Annotated in this window: 20 protein-coding genes; 5 read left to right on the top strand and 15 right to left on the bottom strand. The window is 67.1% G+C overall.

From position 1 onward, the window contains the following. Positions 1-12: 12 nt before the first annotated feature. From ACZYRS_RS18985 to ACZYRS_RS18975, 3 genes are read right to left on the bottom strand one after another with little or no spacing between them, the layout of a single operon-like run. On the bottom strand, positions 13-882 hold the full coding sequence (locus ACZYRS_RS18985; RefSeq protein WP_463420495.1) for an ABC transporter permease: 870 nt from the start codon (positions 880-882) through the stop codon (positions 13-15). Further along, positions 879-1,934 (bottom strand): ABC transporter substrate-binding protein, encoded by a 1,056-nt coding sequence (locus tag ACZYRS_RS18980; protein WP_463422505.1) that lies wholly within the window; start codon positions 1,932-1,934, stop codon positions 879-881. Before ACZYRS_RS18980 ends, ACZYRS_RS18985 begins: the two co-directional genes overlap by 4 nt. A gap of 59 nt (positions 1,935-1,993) precedes the next feature. Beyond that, a complete protein-coding gene (locus ACZYRS_RS18975) occupies positions 1,994-3,511 on the bottom strand; it encodes an amidohydrolase family protein (RefSeq protein WP_463420494.1) in 1,518 nt (505 codons plus the stop codon). A gap of 296 nt (positions 3,512-3,807) precedes the next feature. Between ACZYRS_RS18975 and ACZYRS_RS18970 the strand changes: the two genes are divergently transcribed. From ACZYRS_RS18970 to ACZYRS_RS18960, 3 genes are all read left to right on the top strand, one after another. Then, positions 3,808-4,611: a MetQ/NlpA family ABC transporter substrate-binding protein gene (locus tag ACZYRS_RS18970; protein WP_463420493.1), complete on the top strand. Its 804-nt coding sequence runs from the start codon at positions 3,808-3,810 to the stop codon at positions 4,609-4,611. A gap of 115 nt (positions 4,612-4,726) precedes the next feature. After that, positions 4,727-5,047, top strand: coding sequence for a hypothetical protein (locus ACZYRS_RS18965; RefSeq protein WP_463420492.1), 321 nt, complete (start codon positions 4,727-4,729; stop codon positions 5,045-5,047). A 133-nt stretch (positions 5,048-5,180) separates the two neighbouring features. Then, on the top strand, positions 5,181-5,741 hold the full coding sequence (locus tag ACZYRS_RS18960) for a fasciclin domain-containing protein (protein ID WP_198784056.1): 561 nt from the start codon (positions 5,181-5,183) through the stop codon (positions 5,739-5,741). Positions 5,742-6,037: 296 nt separating this feature from the next. On the opposite strand, the gene ACZYRS_RS18955 is transcribed toward ACZYRS_RS18960, so the two are convergent. Continuing rightward, positions 6,038-6,748 (bottom strand): helix-turn-helix domain-containing protein, encoded by a 711-nt coding sequence (locus tag ACZYRS_RS18955; protein ID WP_198784055.1) that lies wholly within the window; start codon positions 6,746-6,748, stop codon positions 6,038-6,040. A gap of 63 nt (positions 6,749-6,811) precedes the next feature. On the opposite strand from ACZYRS_RS18955, the gene ACZYRS_RS18950 reads away from it, so the two are divergent. Then, positions 6,812-7,051 (top strand): helix-turn-helix domain-containing protein, encoded by a 240-nt coding sequence (locus tag ACZYRS_RS18950; RefSeq protein WP_198784054.1) that lies wholly within the window; start codon positions 6,812-6,814, stop codon positions 7,049-7,051. Between the two features lie 181 nt (positions 7,052-7,232). Here ACZYRS_RS18950 and ACZYRS_RS18945 read toward each other — a convergent pair whose 3' ends face one another. The 8 genes from ACZYRS_RS18945 to ACZYRS_RS18910 form a co-directional block, all read right to left on the bottom strand. Continuing rightward, positions 7,233-7,742 (bottom strand): hypothetical protein, encoded by a 510-nt coding sequence (locus tag ACZYRS_RS18945; protein WP_463420491.1) that lies wholly within the window; start codon positions 7,740-7,742, stop codon positions 7,233-7,235. Between the two features lie 50 nt (positions 7,743-7,792). Further along, positions 7,793-9,781, bottom strand: coding sequence for an ABC-F family ATP-binding cassette domain-containing protein (locus ACZYRS_RS18940; protein WP_463420490.1), 1,989 nt, complete (start codon positions 9,779-9,781; stop codon positions 7,793-7,795). Positions 9,782-9,922: 141 nt separating this feature from the next. Continuing rightward, positions 9,923-10,804: a 50S ribosomal protein L3 N(5)-glutamine methyltransferase gene (gene prmB, locus ACZYRS_RS18935; RefSeq protein ID WP_463420489.1), complete on the bottom strand. Its 882-nt coding sequence runs from the start codon at positions 10,802-10,804 to the stop codon at positions 9,923-9,925. Next, positions 10,801-11,976: a succinyl-diaminopimelate desuccinylase gene (gene dapE / locus ACZYRS_RS18930; protein ID WP_463420488.1), complete on the bottom strand. Its 1,176-nt coding sequence runs from the start codon at positions 11,974-11,976 to the stop codon at positions 10,801-10,803. Before dapE ends, prmB begins: the two co-directional genes overlap by 4 nt. A gap of 16 nt (positions 11,977-11,992) precedes the next feature. Further along, positions 11,993-13,141, bottom strand: coding sequence for a PilT/PilU family type 4a pilus ATPase (locus tag ACZYRS_RS18925; RefSeq protein WP_198784049.1), 1,149 nt, complete (start codon positions 13,139-13,141; stop codon positions 11,993-11,995). Positions 13,142-13,195: 54 nt separating this feature from the next. Beyond that, complete coding sequence (dapD, locus tag ACZYRS_RS18920) at positions 13,196-14,029, bottom strand: 2,3,4,5-tetrahydropyridine-2,6-dicarboxylate N-succinyltransferase (protein WP_198784048.1); 834 nt, start codon at positions 14,027-14,029, stop codon at positions 13,196-13,198. Positions 14,030-14,082: 53 nt separating this feature from the next. Further along, positions 14,083-15,294, bottom strand: a complete 1,212-nt coding sequence (dapC, locus tag ACZYRS_RS18915; RefSeq protein ID WP_463420487.1) for a succinyldiaminopimelate transaminase — start codon at positions 15,292-15,294, stop codon at positions 14,083-14,085. A gap of 32 nt (positions 15,295-15,326) precedes the next feature. Then, positions 15,327-16,193 (bottom strand): LysR family transcriptional regulator, encoded by an 867-nt coding sequence (locus ACZYRS_RS18910; RefSeq protein ID WP_463420486.1) that lies wholly within the window; start codon positions 16,191-16,193, stop codon positions 15,327-15,329. A gap of 93 nt (positions 16,194-16,286) precedes the next feature. On the opposite strand from ACZYRS_RS18910, the gene ACZYRS_RS18905 reads away from it, so the two are divergent. Beyond that, positions 16,287-17,294 carry a zinc-dependent alcohol dehydrogenase family protein gene (locus tag ACZYRS_RS18905; RefSeq protein ID WP_463420485.1) on the top strand — a complete coding sequence of 336 codons (1,008 nt, stop codon included), beginning with the start codon at positions 16,287-16,289 and terminating at the stop codon, positions 17,292-17,294. 6 nt (positions 17,295-17,300) lie between these two features. On the opposite strand, the gene ACZYRS_RS18900 is transcribed toward ACZYRS_RS18905, so the two are convergent. From ACZYRS_RS18900 to argA, 3 genes are all read right to left on the bottom strand, one after another. After that, positions 17,301-18,302, bottom strand: a complete 1,002-nt coding sequence (locus ACZYRS_RS18900) for a DUF3829 domain-containing protein (protein ID WP_463420484.1) — start codon at positions 18,300-18,302, stop codon at positions 17,301-17,303. 135 nt (positions 18,303-18,437) lie between these two features. Then, positions 18,438-19,076, bottom strand: coding sequence for a LysE family translocator (locus tag ACZYRS_RS18895; protein WP_463420483.1), 639 nt, complete (start codon positions 19,074-19,076; stop codon positions 18,438-18,440). Positions 19,077-19,101: 25 nt separating this feature from the next. Beyond that, entirely contained in the window at positions 19,102-20,448 is a 1,347-nt protein-coding gene (argA, locus tag ACZYRS_RS18890) for an amino-acid N-acetyltransferase (RefSeq protein ID WP_198784042.1), read from the bottom strand. Positions 20,449-20,463 lie beyond the last annotated feature (15 nt).

The raw sequence follows: 20,463 nt of genomic DNA, 5'->3' as shown, positions 1-20,463 counted from the left end.
TAGGTGTAGCGCTCACGGAGCGCCTCCGCCGGGGCGGCGACGGTGCACCGCGCCTTCGAGCCGGTCGAGCAGCCGGTCGATCGCATAGCCGATGGTGCCCACCACGATCACCGCGGCCATCACCAGGTCGAGCTGGAACAGCTGGCGGCCGTAGACGATGAGGTAGCCCAGCCCTTCGCTCGACGCCACGAGTTCCACCACCACCAGCGAGAGCCAGGCCTTGGTGAAGCCCAGTCGCACGCCGGTGAAGAGCGTGGGCACGGCGTGCGGCAGCACGATCTCCAGCACCTGCTGGCGCCGGCTGTAGCCGTAGACGACGCCCACCTCACGCAGCGCGGCGGGCGTCTGGCGAAAGCCCTGCAGCGTGTTCAGCGCCACGGGCACCAGCGCCGCCTTGGCGATGAGGATGTACTTCAGCGGCTCGCCGATGCCCACGATCAGGAGCACGAAAGGCAGCCAGGCCAGCACCGGGATCTGCACCAGCGCATTGAAGCTGGGCAGCAGGTAGGCCTCGACGCTGCGCGACAGGCCCATGGCCGAGCCCAGCACCACGCCCAGCAGCGTGCCCGCCGCGAAGCCCACGCCCACGCGCGTGAAACTGGTGCTCACATGCAGCCAGAGATCGCCGCTCGTGGCGAGGTCGCGCAGGGTTTCCCACACGAACTGCGGCGGCGGCAGCACCTGCGGCGAGATCCAGCCCTGCTCGGCACCGGTGAACCAGAGCGCCAGCAGCGCGATGGGCAGGAGCCAAGGGAGGGCCGCGTCGCCGATGCGGCGCCAGGGCAACTGCGCCAGTGACGACGCGAACGTGCGCGCCCTGGCGGACGCAGGCGCGTCGTCGCGCGGCTGCAGGACGGCCGTCAACTCCGCTTCGGCGCTCATCGGGCCGCGACCGATGCGACCGGGCCGCCCTTGGGATTGCCCTTGGCGTCGTAGGCCGCCCAGTGGTTCTCCAGCCCTTGCTTCTTCAGCGCGTTCTTCAGGTAGCGCGTGTCGAACCAGTCGTCCACCGTCACTTCGCGGCGGATCAGCTTGAGCTTGAGCGCATCGGCCACCACGGCCTTGTAGCGCCCGACGATGAAGTCGTCCGCCAGCGGCGAGTTGCGCAGCGCGAGCTGCTGCTGGTCGAACTCCGCCACCCACGAGGCGACCGGCGTGCCGCTGCGCGCCCAGATGCGAAAGAGCTCTTCGCGGTTCTTCTCGTCCGACGACCAGTGCGCCGCGCGCACGAACACGTCGACCACGCGCTGCACTTCGGCCGGGTTGGCCTGCTCGAAGTCGCTGCGCACCAGCAGCGCCGCCTGCCGCGTGTAAGACGGGTCTTGCCCGCGGGTCGAATACACCACCTTGGCCAACCCCTGGTCGCGTACCTTGAACCACTCGTAGCCGCCGAAGGCCGCGTCCACCCCGTTGGACACCAGCGCCGCCTGCGCGCTGCCGGTGTCCAGGTTCACGCCCTTGATGTCGCGCTCGGCCAGGCCGTTGGCGGCCAGCACGTTGATCGCGACGATGTGGCCGTTGGTGCCGCGGAAGATCGAGACGTTGCGGTCCTTCAGGTCTTTGATCGATCGGATATCCGACTTGGGCGGCGTCACCAGGTAAAGGTTGTTGCGCGCGCCGCTCACCACCAGCAGCTTGGTCTTCAGGCCGTTGGAGCGACCGACGATCGCGGGCAGGTCGCCCTGGTAGGCGAAGTCGATCTGCTTGTTCGAGAGCGCCTCGTTCACCGCCGGGCCCGCGCCCTTGAAGAACAGCCACTCGACCTTGACGCCCGAGGCCTTGAACTCGTCCTCCAGCCAGTTGTTGACGCGCGCCACGCCGCCGGGCGAGCCGCCCCAGGTGACGGGATCTCCGCCGCCCGCGGTGGCGACGCCGATGCGGATGGTGTCGGGCGCTGCGTGGGCCACTTGCACAGGCAGCGTGGCAGCGGCCATCAGCGCGAGAGCGCCGAGCGGTGCGGTCCAGCGGCGAAGGAGCGTGAGCACGATTGCTTTCACTTCGCGCCTTTCAGGCCCAGCTTGCGGCCGACTTCGGTGCCTTCGAAAAAGCGCGGATTGGCCTCGGTGTAGAAGCGGTGCGGGTTCTCGAACACGAAGGCCTTGAAATCCGCGGCGGAGATCACGCCCTGTTCCACGAGGTCCCAGGTTTCGGCCAGCGGCTCGGTGAATTCGGGCACGTCCCAGTGACCCACGTCGGACGACCAGATCGCGTTGATCTTCGTGCCCAGCGGGTTCACCTTGGTGTTGAAGGCAGCCGCCACGGTGCGGTCGTCGGCCTCGGAGCCGAAGTAGAAGTTGTTGACCCAGCGGTCGCGGATGTCCTCGACCTTCTCGATGCCGGCGAGCGCGAAGTCGTCGATCTCCGAGTCGTTGGGCTCGCGGCTGTGCGGGAGCGCCGAGATGCCCAGGCTGTCGCGCAGCAGCGTCGATTTGTCGATGGTGCGGCCCTTGAGCAGGTCGCCGCCGTAGCGCTCGAACAGCGAGGCGAGCAGTTCGATGTCGGCTTCGGCCGGGTCGTAGTTGCGCACCGCATTCTTGTTGCGCTTTTCCCAGCGGTCCACCAGGTGCGTGTAGACGTGCGAACCCCAGTCCGCGCCGCCTTCGAGCAGGGCCACGCGCAGGCCCGGAAAGCGCCGCGTCACGCCGCCGAAGAACAGCGCCTTGGCAAAGGCCTGCGAGCCGTCGGCGAAGTGGCCCACATGGTTGTTCATGTAGTTGCTGATCGACTGCCGGCCGGTCCAGCCCTGGCTGCCGTAGTGCGTGGTCACGGGCACGCCCAGCTCGACCACCTTGGCCCAGAACGGGTCGTAGTCGTGCTCGCTGTCGATGCCGTAGAAGTCGATGTAGCCCGCCTGCTTAGCGATCTCCGGGTGCTCGGCGGCGGGGTACTTCTCGGCGATGGCGCGGATCGGCCGGCGCACGCCGCCGGCGATGTTGATGACCTTCAGGCCGAGCGTCTTGACCGCGAACTCCAGCTCCTCGATGCCTTCCTTGGGCGTGTGCAGCGGGATGCCCGCCACGGGCGTCAAGCGGTCGGCGTAGGGGCGGTACTGGTCGGCGTGGAAGTGGTTGATCGCGCGGTGCAGCGGCTGGCGGTATTCGCTGCCGGCCGCGGCTGGAGAGAGCACGTCGTTGGGGAACAGGATCGAGTAGTCCGAGCCCTGTTCGCCCAGGCGTTCGTGCAGCAACGCGGGCAGCGTGTAGGTGGCCAGGTCGTAGGTGTTGCGCGTCACGCGGGCCCACCAGGGCGCGCGCAGCGTGCGATGGAACTGGCGCTCCTCGGGGGTCTGCTGGTACCAGTCCTTGCCGGCATTGCTGCGCGTGACGAAGCGCCCGCCCAGGGCCTTGCGCAGCGCATCGACGAGCTTGTTGCCGCCGTACTGCGCCACGTAATCCTCGAGCACGGGGGCGTAGTCGTTGACGTGGACATCCGTGTCGATCACGGGATGGTCGAGGCCGGCCTTCACGGCGGCGGAGCGCGATGCGTGCACGCGGTTCAAACGATCGTTCATCTGCGAATTCCTCGGTGGGGAAAGGAGCGGAAAGGAAAGGGAACGGCGCAGGCTACGCGTGGCATGCGCGCTCGCCAAAGAAGGCTTTTGGGATTGCTTAGCCGCTGCGTGCATATAGGCCATCGGGCAAGGGCCGCATGCGGAAAACAGATATCGAAGCGCCCATCCGTTGTTTGGCGTCGAAGGCTGCGCGACTAACCTGCGGCGCCCATGCCTTCTTCTTCATCTTCGTCATCGCGATGGAGAAGGCGAGCGAACAGAACCTATCGATCCATCTCTTGAGGGAACCCAGAACCATGTTGCTTTCCATCCGACGCGCACTGTCCGTGATGACGCTTTCGATCGCCGCGCTTGGCGCCACCGCGCAGGCGCAAGAGGTGCTGCGCGTGGCCGCCTCTCCGGTGCCGCACGCCGAGATCCTCGAATTCATCCGGCCGCAGTTGAAGGCGCAGGGCGTGGACCTGCAGGTCAAGGTGTTCAACGACTATGTGCAGCCGAACCTGGCCGTGAGCGACAAGCAGCTGGACGCGAACTTCTTCCAGAACCGTCCGTACTTGGAGTCCTTCAACAAGGACCGCAAGACCGACATCGTGGAAGTGCCGGGCAGCGACGTGCACATCGAGCCCTTCGGCGCGTACTCGCAGAAGATCAGGAAGGCTTCCGAGTTGCGCGAGGGCGCCGTCGTCGCGATCCCGAGCGATCCGTCGAACTCGGGCCGCGCGCTGGCGCTTCTCGCGCGCGAGGGGCTCATCACGCTCAAGGACCCGAGCAACATCAAGTCGACGGCGCGCGACATCGTCGCCAACCCGAAGAAGCTGGTGATCCGCGAGCTCGAATCGGCGCAGCTGCCGCGCGCGCTGCCCGATGTGGACCTGGCGCTCATCAACACCAACTACGCGCTCGAAGCCAAGCTCGACCCGAGCAGGGATGCGCTCTTCATCGAGGACGGCCGCAACTCGCCGTATGCCAACTTCATCGCCTCGCGCAAGGACAACGCGGCATCGCCAGCCGTCGCCAAGCTGGTGGCGGCGCTGCACACGGCGCAGGTGCGCAAGTTCATCCAGGACAAGTACAAGGGCGCGGTGATTCCGGCCTTCTGATCTCGCATCGCGCGCGCCTTCGGCCTACGCGAATGTCCGCCGCCCGCTGAGCAGGGCCGGCGGGTTCGCGGGCGAGGCTTGACCGCAAGATCAACCTACGAGGAAAGGCTTTCCCATGCGCGCCAATGACACCCGGCTTTCGGGCCCGATTGCAGAAGAACTGACGCCGCTGGAAATTTCCCAGGGCATTCTCGAAGGAGAAGAAAACCCGAGCGCCCTGCGTGCGGTCACGCCGCTGGAGCGCGCGGCGTCCGGTGAGGGGCAGGGCAATGAACGGGCGCGATCGCGCATCGGGCGTTTCCTCTTGAACCCCGTGGTGCTGGGCGGCGCGGCCGCGACGGGCGTCGGCCTGATCCTGGCGCTGGCGTATGCGAAGAAGACGCCGCGCTCCGAACTGCGTGCGCACTGGCGGACGTTGGGCTCGTTCCGGTTCTGAGCTTTGCTTCGGCGCGATCGGGCGCCGTTTTCTTTTTTCGTCGATGAACGAATCTGCTGTGCGCAAGGCGCCGTATTGAAGGCAGCCGTCGCGCATTTCGCGGCGTGCCCCGTCACACAACAGGAGCACCTTCATGCACAGCAAACTTCATCGCCTCGCAGCCGTCACCCTCGCCGTCGCACTTTCAGCCGGCGCCTATTCGGCCATGGCGGCCAGCGTCATGGTCGGTGGCGCGCCGATGCTGCCCACCAAGGACATCATCGACAACGCGGTCAACTCCAAGGACCACACCACGCTGGTGGCGGCCGTGAAGGCTGCGGGCCTCGTCGACACGCTCAAGGGCCCGGGTCCGTTCACCGTGTTCGCACCGACCAACGCGGCCTTCGCGAAGCTGCCGGCCGGCACCGTCGACACGCTGCTCAAGCCCGAGAGCAAGGATGCGCTGACCGGCGTGCTGACCTACCACGTGGTGTCGGGCAAGCTCGACGCGGCCGAGCTGAAGAAGGAGATCAAGGCCGGCAAGGGCTCCGCCGAACTGAAGACCGTTGCCGGCGGCACGCTCATTGCCAAGAGCAAGGGCGGCAAGATCACGCTCACCGATGAAAAGGGCGGCACCGCCACTGTCACGATCCCGAACGTCTACCAGTCGAACGGCGTGATCCACGTGGTCGACAAGGTGCTGCTGCCGAAATAAGGCCGAGCGGTATCGGCGTCCTCTCTCATTCCAGGAACACCGCGGAACTGGCTTCGCCAGGCCGCAGGTGTTGCCCCCGGTAGGGGGTAGGCGTAGCGACACGAAGTGCGCGCAGCCTGGGGGTGAGCAACAGCCCCCAAAAAAACAGCCCGCACGAGGCGGGCTGGAAGGTGACCTGCTGGAGGAGGGAGGATCAGAGAGGATTGCAGGTCACGGGAGAGCCCTGACTATGCGCGGCCAAGCTGTACGCAACCTGACCTCTTCCGGCCCTCCCTCGGCCCTCATTTCCTCCTAACTCAGTCCTCGTCTTCCCACTTGCCGATGACGGTGCCGAGCACGACGAACGGCGCGCGGATCGGCTCGTGCTTCGGGTTCAGCGGCAGCAGCCAGCGCGGGCCGTCCTGCTCCTTGAATTCCTTGAACGTGAGCTTGTTGCTCTCGGTGAGCAGGGCGACCACGCGCTCGCCTTCGTCGGGGGTCTTGAGGTTGGTGTCGACAAAGATGATCGAGCCTTCCGGATAGCTCTTCAACTCGCCGCTCGCCGCGGCCATGCTGTCGCCTTCCACCCGCAGTGCGTAGGTCTTGTCCGGGGCGTGGTGGGCGATGCAGGGAATCCAGCGATCGGCGCTTTGCTTGCCGGCGCTTTCCCAGCTGGCCGCCTGAAACCAGGAAATCAGCGGCACCGTGTCGGGCGTGCCGGGCGCAAAGCACGGCAGTTCCGGCGGTACGCGCACGACCCGGTAGATGGCCGCAGGCTCGTTGGCGTAGTGCTGCGCCTTGCGGATCTGGATCGGGTCCCAGGGGGCCGGGCCGTCGCCGCTGTCGAGCCAGTTCACGTCGGCGCGGTAGATGCGCGCCAGCGCGAGCAGGCCGATCGTGCGCAAGGTTGCGCCGCGCTCGATCTTCGAAATGCTCCCTTGTTTCACGCCGGAGGCGACTTCGGCTTCTTTTTGGGTGAGGTTGGCGTAAAGGCGTGCCGCCTTCGCTCGTTTGGCTATGGTGTCCATGACGATATTTAAGCTGCTATGAATATTATAGTTAGACTGAAAAATATAAAAATGGGAGTTTTTATGAAGCCACGCGAGTTGGTGCTGGCGCTCAGGGCCATGGGCCTGACGCAAAAGCAGATTCAGGAAAGAACTGGAATTCCACAACCCACCGTCAGCAAGATCGGCCTGGGGCGAGTGCGCGACGTCATGTCGCGGCACTACGTGGCGCTGCTGACGGCCTACGAGCAGCAGATCAAGGTGCAAGCGGCAGCGCCGGCGCCGGTGCCGACCGCCTTCCATTGGCCCCGCATCCATGACTGAGCGGTGCGCCGTTCTGCGTCATCGGGCTTCTGGCTCGACCGCGCGCTGTGCGCGCTGCTGGTGCTGCTGTCCCTCGCAGCGCTGCTCTGCGGAGCGCTGACGGGCGATCCGTCGCTCATCGGCATGGCGGTGTTCGGCCTGACCGGGGCCGCCTGGGTCGCGTGCGTGCTGTTCGACGGCGCTACGCGCCGACGGGAACGTGCGGTGCGGGAGGCTCTAGACCGAGTGTGGCGCTGACGCGCACGCAGTCCTTGATGTGCTGCTCGCCGAGGGCGCGCAGGGCTGCGTAGCCGAGCGCCGCGGAGACGATCTGCCCGGCGATCGGCACGTACTTGGTGGCCTGTTTGGCCGTCAGGCGCACGCCGGCATGCTTGGCCAGCTTGATGAGCAAGTCGCGCGTGACGAGCCGCCCGACCAGCAGCGCGCCCACGGTGGTCGCGGCTTTCTGGATGCGCTCGCGCTGGTGCGGCGCGAGCTTTTCGACCTGGGTGACCGAGAGCCCGAATTCGGCGCTGATCTGCGGCACCAGCCGCGAGAGCAGCGCCGCGTCGGCCGCCCAGTCGATGCCCGGCAGCGGGATCGCGCTGGCGGCCGCCGCCATCAGGGCCTTGCGGCCGATCAGCCGCCGGCTGCGGTGGATGGCCGCGATGAGTTTTTCGTCACCGTGGGCCAGTTCGATCGCGGACGGCATGCGACGTGTCTCCTTGGTGGGACCGGTGAGACCGGTGGGTCAGATGGGGCTCAGGCGACCAGAGCCTCCAGCTGGTCCGAAAGGGCCAGCCAGCGCTCTTCGAGCCTGGCGATTTCGTCGTTCAGGGCCTTCAGCCGCTTGCCCGCATCGGCGATCTCGGCGGAGGGAAGGGGTTGCGCCAGGCGCGCTTCCAGCGCGGTGCGCTCGGTGCCCGCGGCAGCCAGGCGCTCGTCGATCTGGGCGATTTCGCGCTTGATCGGCTTGGCCTGGTCGCTGCGCTGCTGGCGGTCCTGGGCGTTCTGGGTGTTCTGGGCCTTGGACTTGGCCGGCGCCGCAGCTGCTGCCGCGGCCACCACGGCGCTCTCGGCCTCGCGCACCGCGATCTTGGCCTCTTCGCGCAGGCGCTTGGCTTCGTCCAGCAGGTAGCGCTGGTAGTCGTCCAGGTCGCCGTCGAAATCGGTGACGACGCCGCGGCCCACGAGCCAGAACTCGTCGCACACCGAGCGCAGGAGCGCACGGTCGTGGCTCACCAGCATCAGCGTGCCTTCGAACTCGTTGAGCGCCACGGCCAGGGCCTCGCGGGTGGCCAGGTCCAGGTGGTTGGTGGGCTCGTCCAGCAGCAGGAGGTTGGGGCGCTGCCAGACCATCATCGCGAGCACGAGGCGGGCCTTTTCGCCGCCGCTCATGGTGCCCACGGGCTGCTTGACCATGTCGCCGCTGAAATTGAAGCTGCCCAGGAACCCGCGCAGCGCCTGCTCGCCGGTGCTTTCCTTCGCGGCGCTGCCCAGTTCGCGGGCCATGCGCACCATGTGCTCGAGCGGGTTGTCCTGCGGGCGCAGCACGTCCAGTTCCTGCTGCGCGAAGTAGCCGATGTTCAGTCCCTTGCCTTCGGTGACTTCGCCGGCCAGCGCGCCCATTTCGCGCGCGATGGTCTTCACCAGCGTCGACTTGCCCTGGCCGTTGGCGCCCAGGATGCCGATGCGCTGGCCCGCCAGCACCGAGCGGCTCACGCCGCGCAGGATGGTCTTGGGCGCTTCGTCCTCGATCTCGTAGCCGAAGCTCGCATTGCTGATCGAGAGCATTGGGTTAGGAATGTTTCCCGGCTCCTTGAACTCGAAGGTGAAATCGGCTTCGGCCAGCAGCGGCGCCACCTTTTCCATGCGCTCGAGCGCCTTCACGCGGCTTTGCGCCTGCTTGGCCTTGCTGGCCTTGGCCTTGAAGCGGTCGATGAATTTCTGCAGGTGGGCGATCTTGTCCTGCTGCTTGCTGAAGGCCGTCTGCTGCAGCGCCATCTGCTCGGCGCGCAGCGTTTCGAAGGCGCTGTAGTTGCCGCCGTAGCGCGTGAGCTGAGCGTTGGCGATGTGCAGGGTCACGTCGGTCACGGCGTCCAGAAACTCGCGGTCATGGCTGATGACGATCATGGTGCCGGCGTACTTCTGCAGCCAGGCTTCGAGCCACACGAGCGCGTCCAGGTCCAGGTGATTGGTGGGCTCGTCCAGCAGCAGCAGGTCGCTCGGGCACATCAGCGCGCGGGCCAGTTGCAGGCGCATGCGCCAGCCGCCCGAGAAGCTGTTGACGGCGCCCTCGAGTTCGTGCGACTTGAAGCCCAGCCCGAGGATCAACGCCTGCGCGCGCGGCACGGCGTCGTGTTCGCCGGCATCGGCCAGGTCGGTGTAGGCGTGGGCCAGTTCCATGCCGATGTCGGCGTCGTCGGGGTTGGCTTCGTAGGCGGCCTCGATGGCGGCCAGCGTGGCGCGCAACTCGGTCAAGCGGGTGTCGCCGCCGACGACGAATTCAGTGGCCGATTCATCGGTCTCGGGCATGTCCTGCGCCACCTGGGCCATGCGCCACTGCTTGGGCACGTAGAAATCGCCGCCGTCTTCGTGCAGCGAGCCGTTGAACAGCGCGAACAGCGACGACTTGCCGGCACCGTTGCGCCCCACGAGTCCGACCTTTTCGCCGGGGTTGAGGTTGACGGTGGCGCCGTCGAGAAGTTTCTTGGCGCTGCGGCGAAGAATGACGTTTTTGAGAGTAATCATGAAATAGGAACCGTAGGGGCGATTATCCCGTCCGGCCCCGGGCGGCCTGGCGCGAGGGGGCAAAAGAGGGGCATTACCCGGTCAAGGGGAGCGCAGCCGGGCTGCGAAAAGCGGTGAAAAAAGGGGCTTGGGTTAGCGCAGCTAACGCGCGCCGGCACCGGCCAGCAGGGCGGTGCGGGTCACGAGCAGGACCTGGTCCTCGCCCGCCGACGTTTCGAGCCACACCACCTCCAGCTGCGGGAATGCCGCCTCGAAGTAGTCGCGCTCGTTGCCGATTTCCAGCACCAGCACCGCCTCGTCGCTCATGCGCGAGGGCGCGTCGGCGAACAGCTGGCGGATGAAGTCCATACCGTCGGCGCCACCGGCCAGCGCGAGTTCAGGCTCGGCCCGGTACTCGGCGGGCAGGGCGGCCATGCTGGCGCTGTTCACGTAGGGCGGGTTGCACAGCACCAGGTCGTAGGGGCCGGGCAGGTTGGCCAGGCCATCGGACTCGACCAGCTTCACGCGCGCATCGAGTTCGTGCCGGGTGACATTGATTGCCGCGACTTCGAGCGCCTCGACCGAGAGGTCGGCCGCATCCACCGTCACGTCCGGGTACGTCAGCGCCGCGAGCACGGCCAGGCTGCCGTTGCCGGTGCACAGGTCGAGCACGCGCTCGGTGTGCACGCCGAGCCAGTAGTCGATGCTGCCGTCGGCGATCAGCTCCGCGATGAAACTGCGCGGCACGATGGCGCGCTCGTCCACGTAGAAGGGCACGCCCTGCAGCCAGGCTTCTTTCGTGAGGTAGGCGGCGGGCTTGCGCGTGGCGATACGCTCGTCCAGCAGCGCGGCGACCTTGCCGGCATCGGCCGGCGAAACATTCGTGTCGGCCACCGCGTCGATGTTGTCCAGCGGCAGCTTCAGGCGCCACAGCACCAGCCACGCGGCTTCGTCGAAGGCATTGGCCGTGCCGTGCCCGAAGGCCACGCCGGCTTCTTCCAGCCGCTTGGCGCCGGCCTCGATGAGTTCGATGACGGTGCTCATCGGGCGAGCGAGGCTTCGAGCGTCTCGAGCGTGCGCCGGTAGATGTTCTTCAGCGTCTCGATCTCGGCCACGTCGATGTGCTCGTCGATCTTGTGGATGCTGGCGTTGACCGGGCCGAGCTCGACCACCTGCTTGCAGATCTTGGCGATGAAGCGCGCATCGCTCGTGCCGCCGCTGGTCGAGAGCTCGGTCGCGATGCCGGTCTCGTCGGCAATGGCCGCCTGCACCGCGGTGACGAGTTCGCCGGGCGTGGTCAAGAAGGGCAGGCCGCCGACCGTCCACGCGAGCGTGTAGTCCACACCATGGGCATCGAGCACCGCGTGCACGCGCTGCTGCAGCGACTCGGGCGTGGATTCGGTCGAGAAACGGAAGTTGAAATCGATCACCGCATGGCCCGGAATCACGTTGCTCGCACCCGTGCCCGAATGGAAATTGCTGATCTGCCAGCTGGTCGGCTGGAAATAGTCGTTGCCCGCATCCCAGCCGCCGGCCGTGTTGAGGGCCACCAGTTCGGCCAGCGCGGGCGCCACCGCATGCACCGGGTTTTTCGCCAGGTGCGGGTAGGCGATGTGCCCCTGCACGCCCTTGACCGTGAGCTTGCCGCTCATGGTGCCGCGGCGGCCGTTCTTGATCATGTCGCCGCAGCGCTCCACGGCCGTCGGCTCGCCGACGATGCAGTAGTCGATGACCTCGCCGCGCGCGGCCAGCGCGTTGCAGACGATGACGGTGCCGTCCACGCCCGGGCCTTCTTCATCGCTCGTGAGCAGCAGGGCCAGCGTGAGCTTCGGGTCGGGCGTGGCCTGCAGGAATTCTTCGATGGACACGACAAACGCGGCCACCGAGGTCTTCATGTCGCAGGCGCCGCGGCCGTACAGCTTGCCGTCGCGGTGCGTGGGCGTGAACGGGTGGCTGGTCCATTGCTCGACGGGGCCCGTGGGCACCACGTCGGTGTGGCCGGCGAACGCCAGCGTCTTGCTGCCCGTGACGTTCGCCGGACGGCGCACCGCCCAGAGGTTGGTCACGCGGAAGTCGGCCGGCCCGCTCTCGATGGTTTCGAGCGCGAAGCCCAGTTGCGCCAGCCGTTCGCCGAGGATCTGTTGGCAGCCCGCGTCGTCAGGGGTGACCGAGGGGCGCGAGATGAGTTGTTCGGCGAGCTGGAGCGTGCGGGACATCGGGGGAAAGGTTCGTTCAGAACTTCACGTCTAGCGTGATGTCGGTAAAGGTGGGTTCGTCGACCTGATCGGTGAGATTGCGGTCGTCGACTTGCTGCTTCGGCGCAGCGCGGTTCTGCAGGCGCCACAGCAGGTTGGTGGGCGAATCGGAGTGGGCCAGGCCCTCTTCGCGCGTCACGCGCTCCTCGGTGATGAGGCGGGCGATGTCTTCCTCGAAGGTCTGCGAGCCTTCTGCCATCGACTGCTGCATGGCCTCCTTGACGGCGGAGAAGTCGCCCTTTTCGATCAGGTCGGCCACGAGCGCGGTGTTCAGCATGACTTCCAGCGCCGGCACGCGCGCGCCGGCCGGCGTGCGCAGGAGCCGCTGCGACACGATGGCGCGCAGCGCGCCGCCCAGGTCGCCCAGCAGCGTGGGGCGCACTTCCACCGGGAAGAAGCTCAGGATGCGGTTCAGCGCGCGGTAGCTGTTGTTGGCGTGCAGCGTGGCCACGCACAGGTGCCCCGACTGCGCGTAGGCGATGGCGGCCGTCATGGTCTCGCGGTCGCGGATTTCGCCGATCTGGATCACGTCGGGCGCCTGGCGCAGCGCGTTCTTCAGGGCAATGTGCAGCGAGGTGGTGTCGCTGCCCACGTCGCGCTGGTTCACCAGCGACTTCTTGTTGGTGTAGGTGAACTCGATCGGCTCTTCCACCGTGAGGATGTGGCCGCTGGCGTTCTCGTTGCGGTAGTCCAGCATCGAGGCCAGGGTGGTGGTCTTGCCCGCGCCGGTCGCGCCGACCATCAGGATCAGCCCGCGCTTGTCCATGATCAGCGTCTTCAGGATGTCGGGCAGGTTCAGGTCGGCAAAGCTCGGAATGACCGAGGCGATGTGCCGCACCACCACCGCATAGGTGCCGCGCTGGCGCATGGCGCTGATGCGGTAGTTGCCGGCGCCTTCCAGGGCGACGGCCATGTTCAGTTCGCCCGTGTTCTCCAGCTCCTGGATGCGGGCTTCGGGCACCACCTCGGACAGCAGCGCGAGCGGCGCCGTCGCGGGCAGCACCTGCGCATTGATCGGCACGCAGATGCCGTTGATGCGGATCATCACCGGGGAGTGAGCCGAGAGGTAGATGTCGGAGGCCTTGCGCTCGGCCATCAAACGAAGAATTCGCTCCATCATGTTCATCGGTCTCTCTCCTCGGGTCTGTTGTTTTCTAACGGGACAAAAGCAAAGGGGTGATCAGTCGCGCAAGAGGTCGTTCAGGCTGGTCTTGGAGCGCGTCTGCGCATCGACCGTCTTCACGATGATCGCGGCGTAGGTGCTGTAGTCCTGGCCCGACTTGGTCTTCTTGGGCAGGTTGCCGCTGATGACCACGCTGCCCGAGGGCACGCGGCCGAAGGAGGTCTCGCCGGTGTCGCGGTTGAAGATGGGGGTGCTCTGGCCGATGTACACGCCCATGCCGAGCACGGAGTTTTCTTCGATCACCACGCCTTCGACCACTTCGGAGCGGGCGCCGATGAAGCAGTTGTCTTCGATGATGGTCGGGCCGGCCTGCAGCGGCTCGAGCACGCCGCCGATGCCCACGCCACCCGACAGGTGCACGTTGGCGCCGATCTGCGCGCAGGAACCCACGGTGGCCCAGGTGTCGACCATGGTGCCTTCGCCCACGTAGGCGCCGATGTTCACGTAGGAGGGCATCAGGATCGCGCCCTTGGCGATGTAGCTGCCGCGGCGGGCCACGGCCGGCGGCACGATGCGCACGCCCGATTCCTTCAGCTCGCCGGCCGACAGGTGCGAGAACTTGGTGGGCACCTTGTCGTAGAAGCCGAGCGAGCCGGCCTGCATCTGCTCGTTGTCCTTCAGGCGGAACGACAGCAGCACGGCCTTCTTGATCCACTGGTGCACCGTCCACTTGCCGACGCTCTCGCGGGTGGCCACGCGCAGCTTGCCGTTGTTGAGCTCGGTGATCACGTGCTCCACGGCGTCGCGCACTTCGGCGGAGGCGGCGGAGGACGAGATGTTGGCGCGGTCTTCCCACGCGGCGTCGATGATTTGTTGCAGTTGCTGGGTCATGGAGAGAGTCTCGGGTGAAAAATCGGGGCCAGGGGAGCCTTGGAAGCAGAGCGTCAGCGCCGGCCGTCCTGCACGAAGCGGACGATGCGTTCGGCGGCTTCCACGCACTCGGCCGTTTCGGCCACCAGGGCCATGCGGATGCGGCCCCGGCCGGGGTTGGCGCTGTGCGTCGTGTTGCGCGCCAGATAGCTCCCCGGCAGAACCGTGACATTGTATTGAGCGTAGAGCGCGCGGGCGAAGGCTTCGTCGTCGCCAGCCCACACTTCGGGCACGCCCGCCCAGAGGTAGAAACTGGCGTCTGGCAGCCGCACGTCGAGCACCGGTTCGAGCAGCGGCGTGACGGCGGCGAACTTGGCGCGGTACTTGGCGCGGTTCTCCACCACGTGCGCCTCGTCGCCCCAGGCCGCGATGCTGGCGGCCGCCACGGTGCCGCTCATGGCGCTGCCGTGGTAGGTGCGATAGAGCAAGAACTTCTTGATGATGGCCGCGTCGCCCGCCACGAAGCCGCTGCGCAGGCCCGGCACGTTGCTGCGCTTGGACAGCGAGGTGAGGGAGATCAAATTCTTGAAGTCGGGCCGGCCGAGCTTCACGCACGCTTCGAGGCCGCTGAGCGGCGGCTCGTCGCGGAAGTAGATCTCGCTGTAGCACTCGTCGGCTGCGATCACGAAGCCGTGGCGGTCCGACAGCGTGAAGAGCTTCTGCCATTCGTCGAGCGCCATCACCGCGCCGGTCGGGTTGCCCGGCGAGCAGACGAACACCAGCTGCGTGCGGGCCCAGATGTCATCGGGCACGCTGTCCCAGTCGACTGCGAAATTGCGCGACGGCACGCTCGGCACGTAATACGGCTCGGCGCCCGAGAGCAGGGCCGCGCCCTCGTAGATTTGATAGAACGGATTGGGCGACAGCACCACCGGCTGCGGCGAAACGGTGGCGTCGATCACCGTCTGCGCCAGCGCGAACAGCGCCTCGCGCGAGCCGTTGACCGGCAGCACCTGCGTGGCCGGATCGAGCGCGAGGCTGTAGCGGGCCTGGAGCCAGTCGGTGAAGGCGGTGCGCAGTTTCAGGTCGCCGGCGGTGGCGGGGTAGGCGGCCAGCGCGCCGAGGCTGGCGCTCAGCGCTTCCTTGATGAAAGCCGGCGTGGCGTGCTTGGGTTCGCCGATGCCCAGGCTGATGGGTGCGTATTCGGGATGGGGCGTGACGCCCGCGAACAGTTGCTTCAGCCGCTCGAAGGGGTACGGCTGCAACCTGGAAAGCAAGGGATTCATGCGCTGGATTATCGGCGACGGGGGTGTCGGGTTCACGACGCCAGGGCGTCGATCGTGCAGTCGATGAGCGCCCGAAGCCGCGCGAGGCGCCGCAGGTCGCGGTGGTAGCCGAGCCAGACGTCGCGCCCGGGCGGTAATTCGCCCAGCTCGATGCGCCGCAGGCCGGGCGTCAGGTCGCCGAGAGCCGCGGGCAGCACCGCGAGGCCGATGCCGGCTGCGCAGAGCCGGGCCTGCACCTCGCGGCTGTTGCTGGCGAAGGCGATGCGGGCGTTGGGCAGCATTCGGCGCAGCCAGACGACGTCGGGGAAATCGCGGTAGGCCGTGTCGAGCGTGACGAGCGCAGTGCCGGTGCCGTCGCCGGGCTTCGGCGCTTCCTGCCCCTCGGCGCCGAACACCGCGTAGTCCATGTGCATCAGCTTGCGCTGGAGGATGTAGGGCTCGTCGAAGGGCTGGATGCGAAAGACAAGGTCCGCTTCGCGGCGTGCGAGGTTCAGGAGGCGCGTGTCGGTCAGCAACTCGACGCTCACGCCCGGGTGCTGGCGAATGAACCCCGCGAGCATCGGCGAGAGCACGTACACGCCGAACCAGTCCGAGGACGACACGCGCAGCGAGCCCTCCAGCTGCTGTTCGCTGCCCTGGAGTTCGCGCTGGAAGGCGAGCGCCTGTTCTTCCATGCGCTCGGCGTGGCCGAGCACCGATTCGCCCTCGGCCGTGAGCACGAAGCCGTCGCTGGTGCGCTGGAAGAGCGTGAGCGAGAGGCTCGCCTCGAGCGCCTTCAGGCGCCGCCCCATGGTCGGTTGCGAGAGGCCGATCTGCCGCGCCGCGGCCATCAGCGTGCCGGTGCGGGCGATGGCCAGGAAGACCTTCACGTCGCTCCATTCCATGGGGGTGTCATTCATTTATGAATGATAAACCTGCAGTTCTGGCAATTTACTTGCAGTTGTGTTGATCGAACAATCGATCCATCCACTCACAACTTCGAGGATTTCCCAATGACAGCTTCTTCTTCCACCATGCGCGCCGCCGTGCTCGATGCCGCCGGCCAGCCGTTTCGCAACGCCGAACTCACGCGTCCCACGGCCGGCCGCAACGAGGTGCTGGTGCGCGTCCACGCGAGCGGCGTGAACCCGCTGGACACCAAGATCCGCGCCGGACAGGCCGCGCATGCGCAGCAACCGTTGCCCTCGGTGCTGGGCATGGACCTGGCCGGCGTGGTCGAAGCGGTCGGCCCGGGCGTGACGAGGTTCAAGCGCGGCGACGAGGTCTACGGCATGGCCGGTGGCATCGGCGGGCTGCAAGGCACGCTCGCCGAATACGCGGCCGTCGATGCCGACCTCGTCGCGCTCAAGCCGCACAACCTCGGCATGCGCGAGGCGGCGGCGATTCCGCTGGTGTTCATCACCGCCTACGAAGGGCTCGTGGACCGCGCGAAGACGCAGGCCGGGCAGACGGTGCTCGTGCACGGCGGCGCGGGCGGCGTCGGCCACATGGCGGTGCAACTGGCGCGTTCGCTGGGCGCCAGGGTGTTCGCGACCGGCTCACCGGCACAGGCCGAAACCATCCGGCGCTTCGGCGCGACGCCGATCGATTTCACGACGACGTCGGTGGAGGACTATGTGGCGCAGCACACGGCCGGCGAAGGCTTCGACGTGGTCTACGACACGGTCGGCGGCGCGGTGCTCGATGCGTCGTTCGCCGCCGCCCGCCGCTACGGCGGCCATGTCGTCAGTTGCCTGGGTTGGGGCACGCACAAGCTGGCGCCGCTGTCGTTCCGCGCGGCGACCTATTCGGGCGTGTTCACGCTGCTGCCGATGATCCTGGGACGGGGCCGCGCGCACCACGGCGAGATCCTGGAAGCGGCGGCGCGGCTGGCCGAAGCCGGGCAGCTCGTGCCGCTGATGGACGCGCGCCGCTTCACGCTCGGCGAGGCCACGTCGGCCCACGAAGCGGTCGAATCGGGCAAGGCCCGCGGCCGCATCGTGGTCGACATCGCCGCCTGAACCGCGTCAGCAGAGCGGGTGGTTGAACTGCCCGATCATGTTGGCGAAGTTCTGGTTGTAGCGGTTGGCCGCGTCGGCGATGCCCGATCGACCCATGCGGGCCATCGCGCCGGTCTCCTTGCGCTTGAACGCGCCGTCCTTCACGTCCTTGACCACCGAGCGCGACTGGCCGATGAACTCGTTGATCTGCAGCATGCCGCTGCTGCAGCTCTTGCCGCTCTGGGTCGACTGCTCGGCCATCTTCTTGCTCCAGCCCGCGGCCGAGTCGGCCACCAGCGCGAGCGACGCTTCGAAGGCGGCGAGCGCCTTTGGATCGTTGGGCGCCGCGAACAACGCGCCGGCATCGGCGTGGTTGAGCTTGCCGTGGTAGACGAGCCCGGCGCGGTAGTAGGCGGCGCTGTCCTTGGGCGCCTTCTCGAAGGCTTCCTTGGTGAGCGCCTGGTCGCGGGCGCCCAGGCCCTTGTCGAACGCGGCTTCGGCCTCGGCGACGGTGGTGAGCGCGGCCAGGTAGTCCTTGTTCAGCAGGCGCGCCTTGTCGCCGTTGTCGGCGAGGTAGCCCTTGGAATTGGCGTAGTCGTTGAGCTCGCGGCTCAGCGGCGACAGCACCTTGAGCGCGGCCGAGAACGCCTTGGCCGAATCGTCGATTTCGGCGAGCGGCGCGGCGATGGCGGCGGCCGCGTCCAGCTTCTTGGCCGAGCGGTCCACGAGGATGTCGTTCTGGATGCGCAGGCTGGTCAGCGGCGCCTTGGCCTGGAGCAGCGGCAGCTGGCCCTGGACGTAGCTCTCGCGCGCTTCCTGGAAAGAGGTGCGCAGGTTGTTCGACACGTCGACGTAGATGTTGTATTTCTCGACGAGCTGCTGCTCGTTGCCGGGCTGTTTGGCGGTGACCTGGGGCTGAGACGGGGCCTGGGCTTGGGCTTGCGAGGTCTTGTCCGCCTTGTCGCCGCAGCCGGCGACGAGCGCCGAGGCGGCGACGAGGGTGGCTCCCAAAAGGGTCTGGTACTTCATTCTTTCTTTTCCTCCGGTTGAAAAATAGCGCAGGCAAGCCATGGCAAGGCTTGCCGAAAAACATCGGAGCCCATTCGGGCCCCGGGGAAACATCGTGGGGAGGGGCGCCGCTGCCTGAGGACAGCGGTCGGGGAATCAGGCGGCGCTGCGCCGGTAGAAGGCGAGCGAGCCCGCCAGCGCCAGCAGCATGCCGCCGCAGGCGCGGTCGATCCAGCGCGTGGCCGAGATCGTGAGGAGCCGGATCGCGCGGGCGCCGACGAAGGCGTAGGCCAGCATCACCAGCGTGTCCAGGCCCGCGAAGATGAACGCGATGATCAGGTACTGCGGCGCCTGCGCGGCCGTCGGGTCGATGAACTGCGGCAGCAGCGCCGAGCAGAAGATGTAGCCCTTGGGGTTGGTCACCGCCACGAGAAACGACTTGAAGAAGATGCGCCGGCTTTCGCCCGCCGTGACCGTCGCGGCGCCATCCGCGGTCGGCAACTGGAAGCCGCCCTTGGAGCGCAGCATGCGCAGACCGAGCCAGGCCAGGTAGACCGCGCCGAACCACTTCAGCATCGAGAACCAGAACTCCGAGGCCGCCAGCAGCGCGCCGAGCCCGAGCGCGACGGCACCGACCAGCACGAAGTCCGACAGCACCGCGCCCAGCATGCCCGGCAGCGCGCGCCGCACGCCGTGGCGCGAGCCGTTGCTCAGCGCCAGCAGCACGGTGGGGCCGGGCGTGGCGATGGCCGCGAAGGCCACGATGGCGAACAGCAGGGCGGTGGCGAGCGTCATCGGGGTGTCTCCGTCTGGGTGTGCTTCAGATTTTCTTGACCAGGACCATGCTCTTGCGGTCCCAGTTGTACTTGCGCTTGCGGGCCTCGGGCAGCCAGTCGGGGTTGACCTGCTGGAAGCCGCGCTTCAGGAACCAGTGCATCGTGCGCGTGGTGAGCACGAAGATGCTTTCCAGGCCCATGGACTTGGCGCGGTGCTCGATGCGCTTGAGGATGCGTTCGCCGTCGCCCTGCGACTGCGACAGCGGCGACACCGTGAGCGCGGCCATCTCGGCGGTCTTCGCCTCGGGGTACGGGTACAGCGCCGCGCAGCCGAAGATCACGCCGTCGTGCTCGATCACCGTGTAGTGGCCCACGTCGCGCTCGATCTCGGTGCGGTCGCGCTTGACCAGCGTGCCGTCGCGCTCGAAGGGCTCGATGAGTTGCAGGATGCCGCCGATGTCGTCCACGGTCGCTTCGCGCAGGCTCTCGAGCTTTTCGTCGATCACCATGGTGCCGACGCCGTCGTGCACGTACACCTCCAGCAGCAGCGCGCCGTCCAGCGCGAACGGCAGGATGTGGTTGCGCTCCACGCCGCCCTTGCAGGCCTTCACGCAGTGCTGCAGGTAGAAGGCGGTGTCGGTGGGTTTCTGCGCGGGGGGGAGCGACGCGAGGAGTTTTTCGGCGGCGTCCAGCGGCAGTTCGGTGTCGATCGGGTTGTCTTCGCTCTCGGGCAGTTCGCTGTCCATGCGGATGCCGGGAATCTCGGTCAGGAAGATCAGCTTGTCGGCCTGGATCGAGATGGCCACGCTGGTGGCGACTTCTTCCATCGTCAAGTTGAAGGCCTCGCCGGTGGGCGAGAAGCCGAAGGGCGACATGAGCACCATCGCGCCGAAGTCCAGCGTGCGGCGGATGCCCGAGGCGTCCACCTTGCGCACGAGGCCCGAATGCTTGAAGTCCACGCCGTCGACCACGCCCACGGGCCGCGCGGTGATGAAGTTGCCCGAGATCACCCGCACCGTCGAGCCGGCCATCGGCGTGTTCGGCAGTCCCTGGCTGAAGGCGGCCTCGATCTCGTAGCGCAGCTGGCCGGCGGCCTCTTGCGCCGAGTCGAGCGCCACCTCGTCGGTGATGCGGATGCCGTGCGAGTAGCGCGCCTCGTGGCCCTTGGCGGCCAGTTGCTCGTTGACCTGCGGACGGAAGCCGTGCACCAGCACGATCTTCACGCCCATGCTCTGGATCAGCGCCAGGTCTTGCGCGATGTTCTGCAGCTTGCCCGCCGCGATTGCCTCGCCCGCCAGGCCGACCACGAAAGTCTTACCGCGGTGCGTGTGGATGTAGGGCGCGACCGAGCGGAACCAGGGCACGAAGGTGAAATTGAAGACGGTGGACATGGGGCGTGATTGTGC

It is taken from the genome of Variovorax sp. AC194 (assembly GCF_979257995.1).
This window is presented reverse-complemented; position numbering and strand designations above follow the sequence as displayed.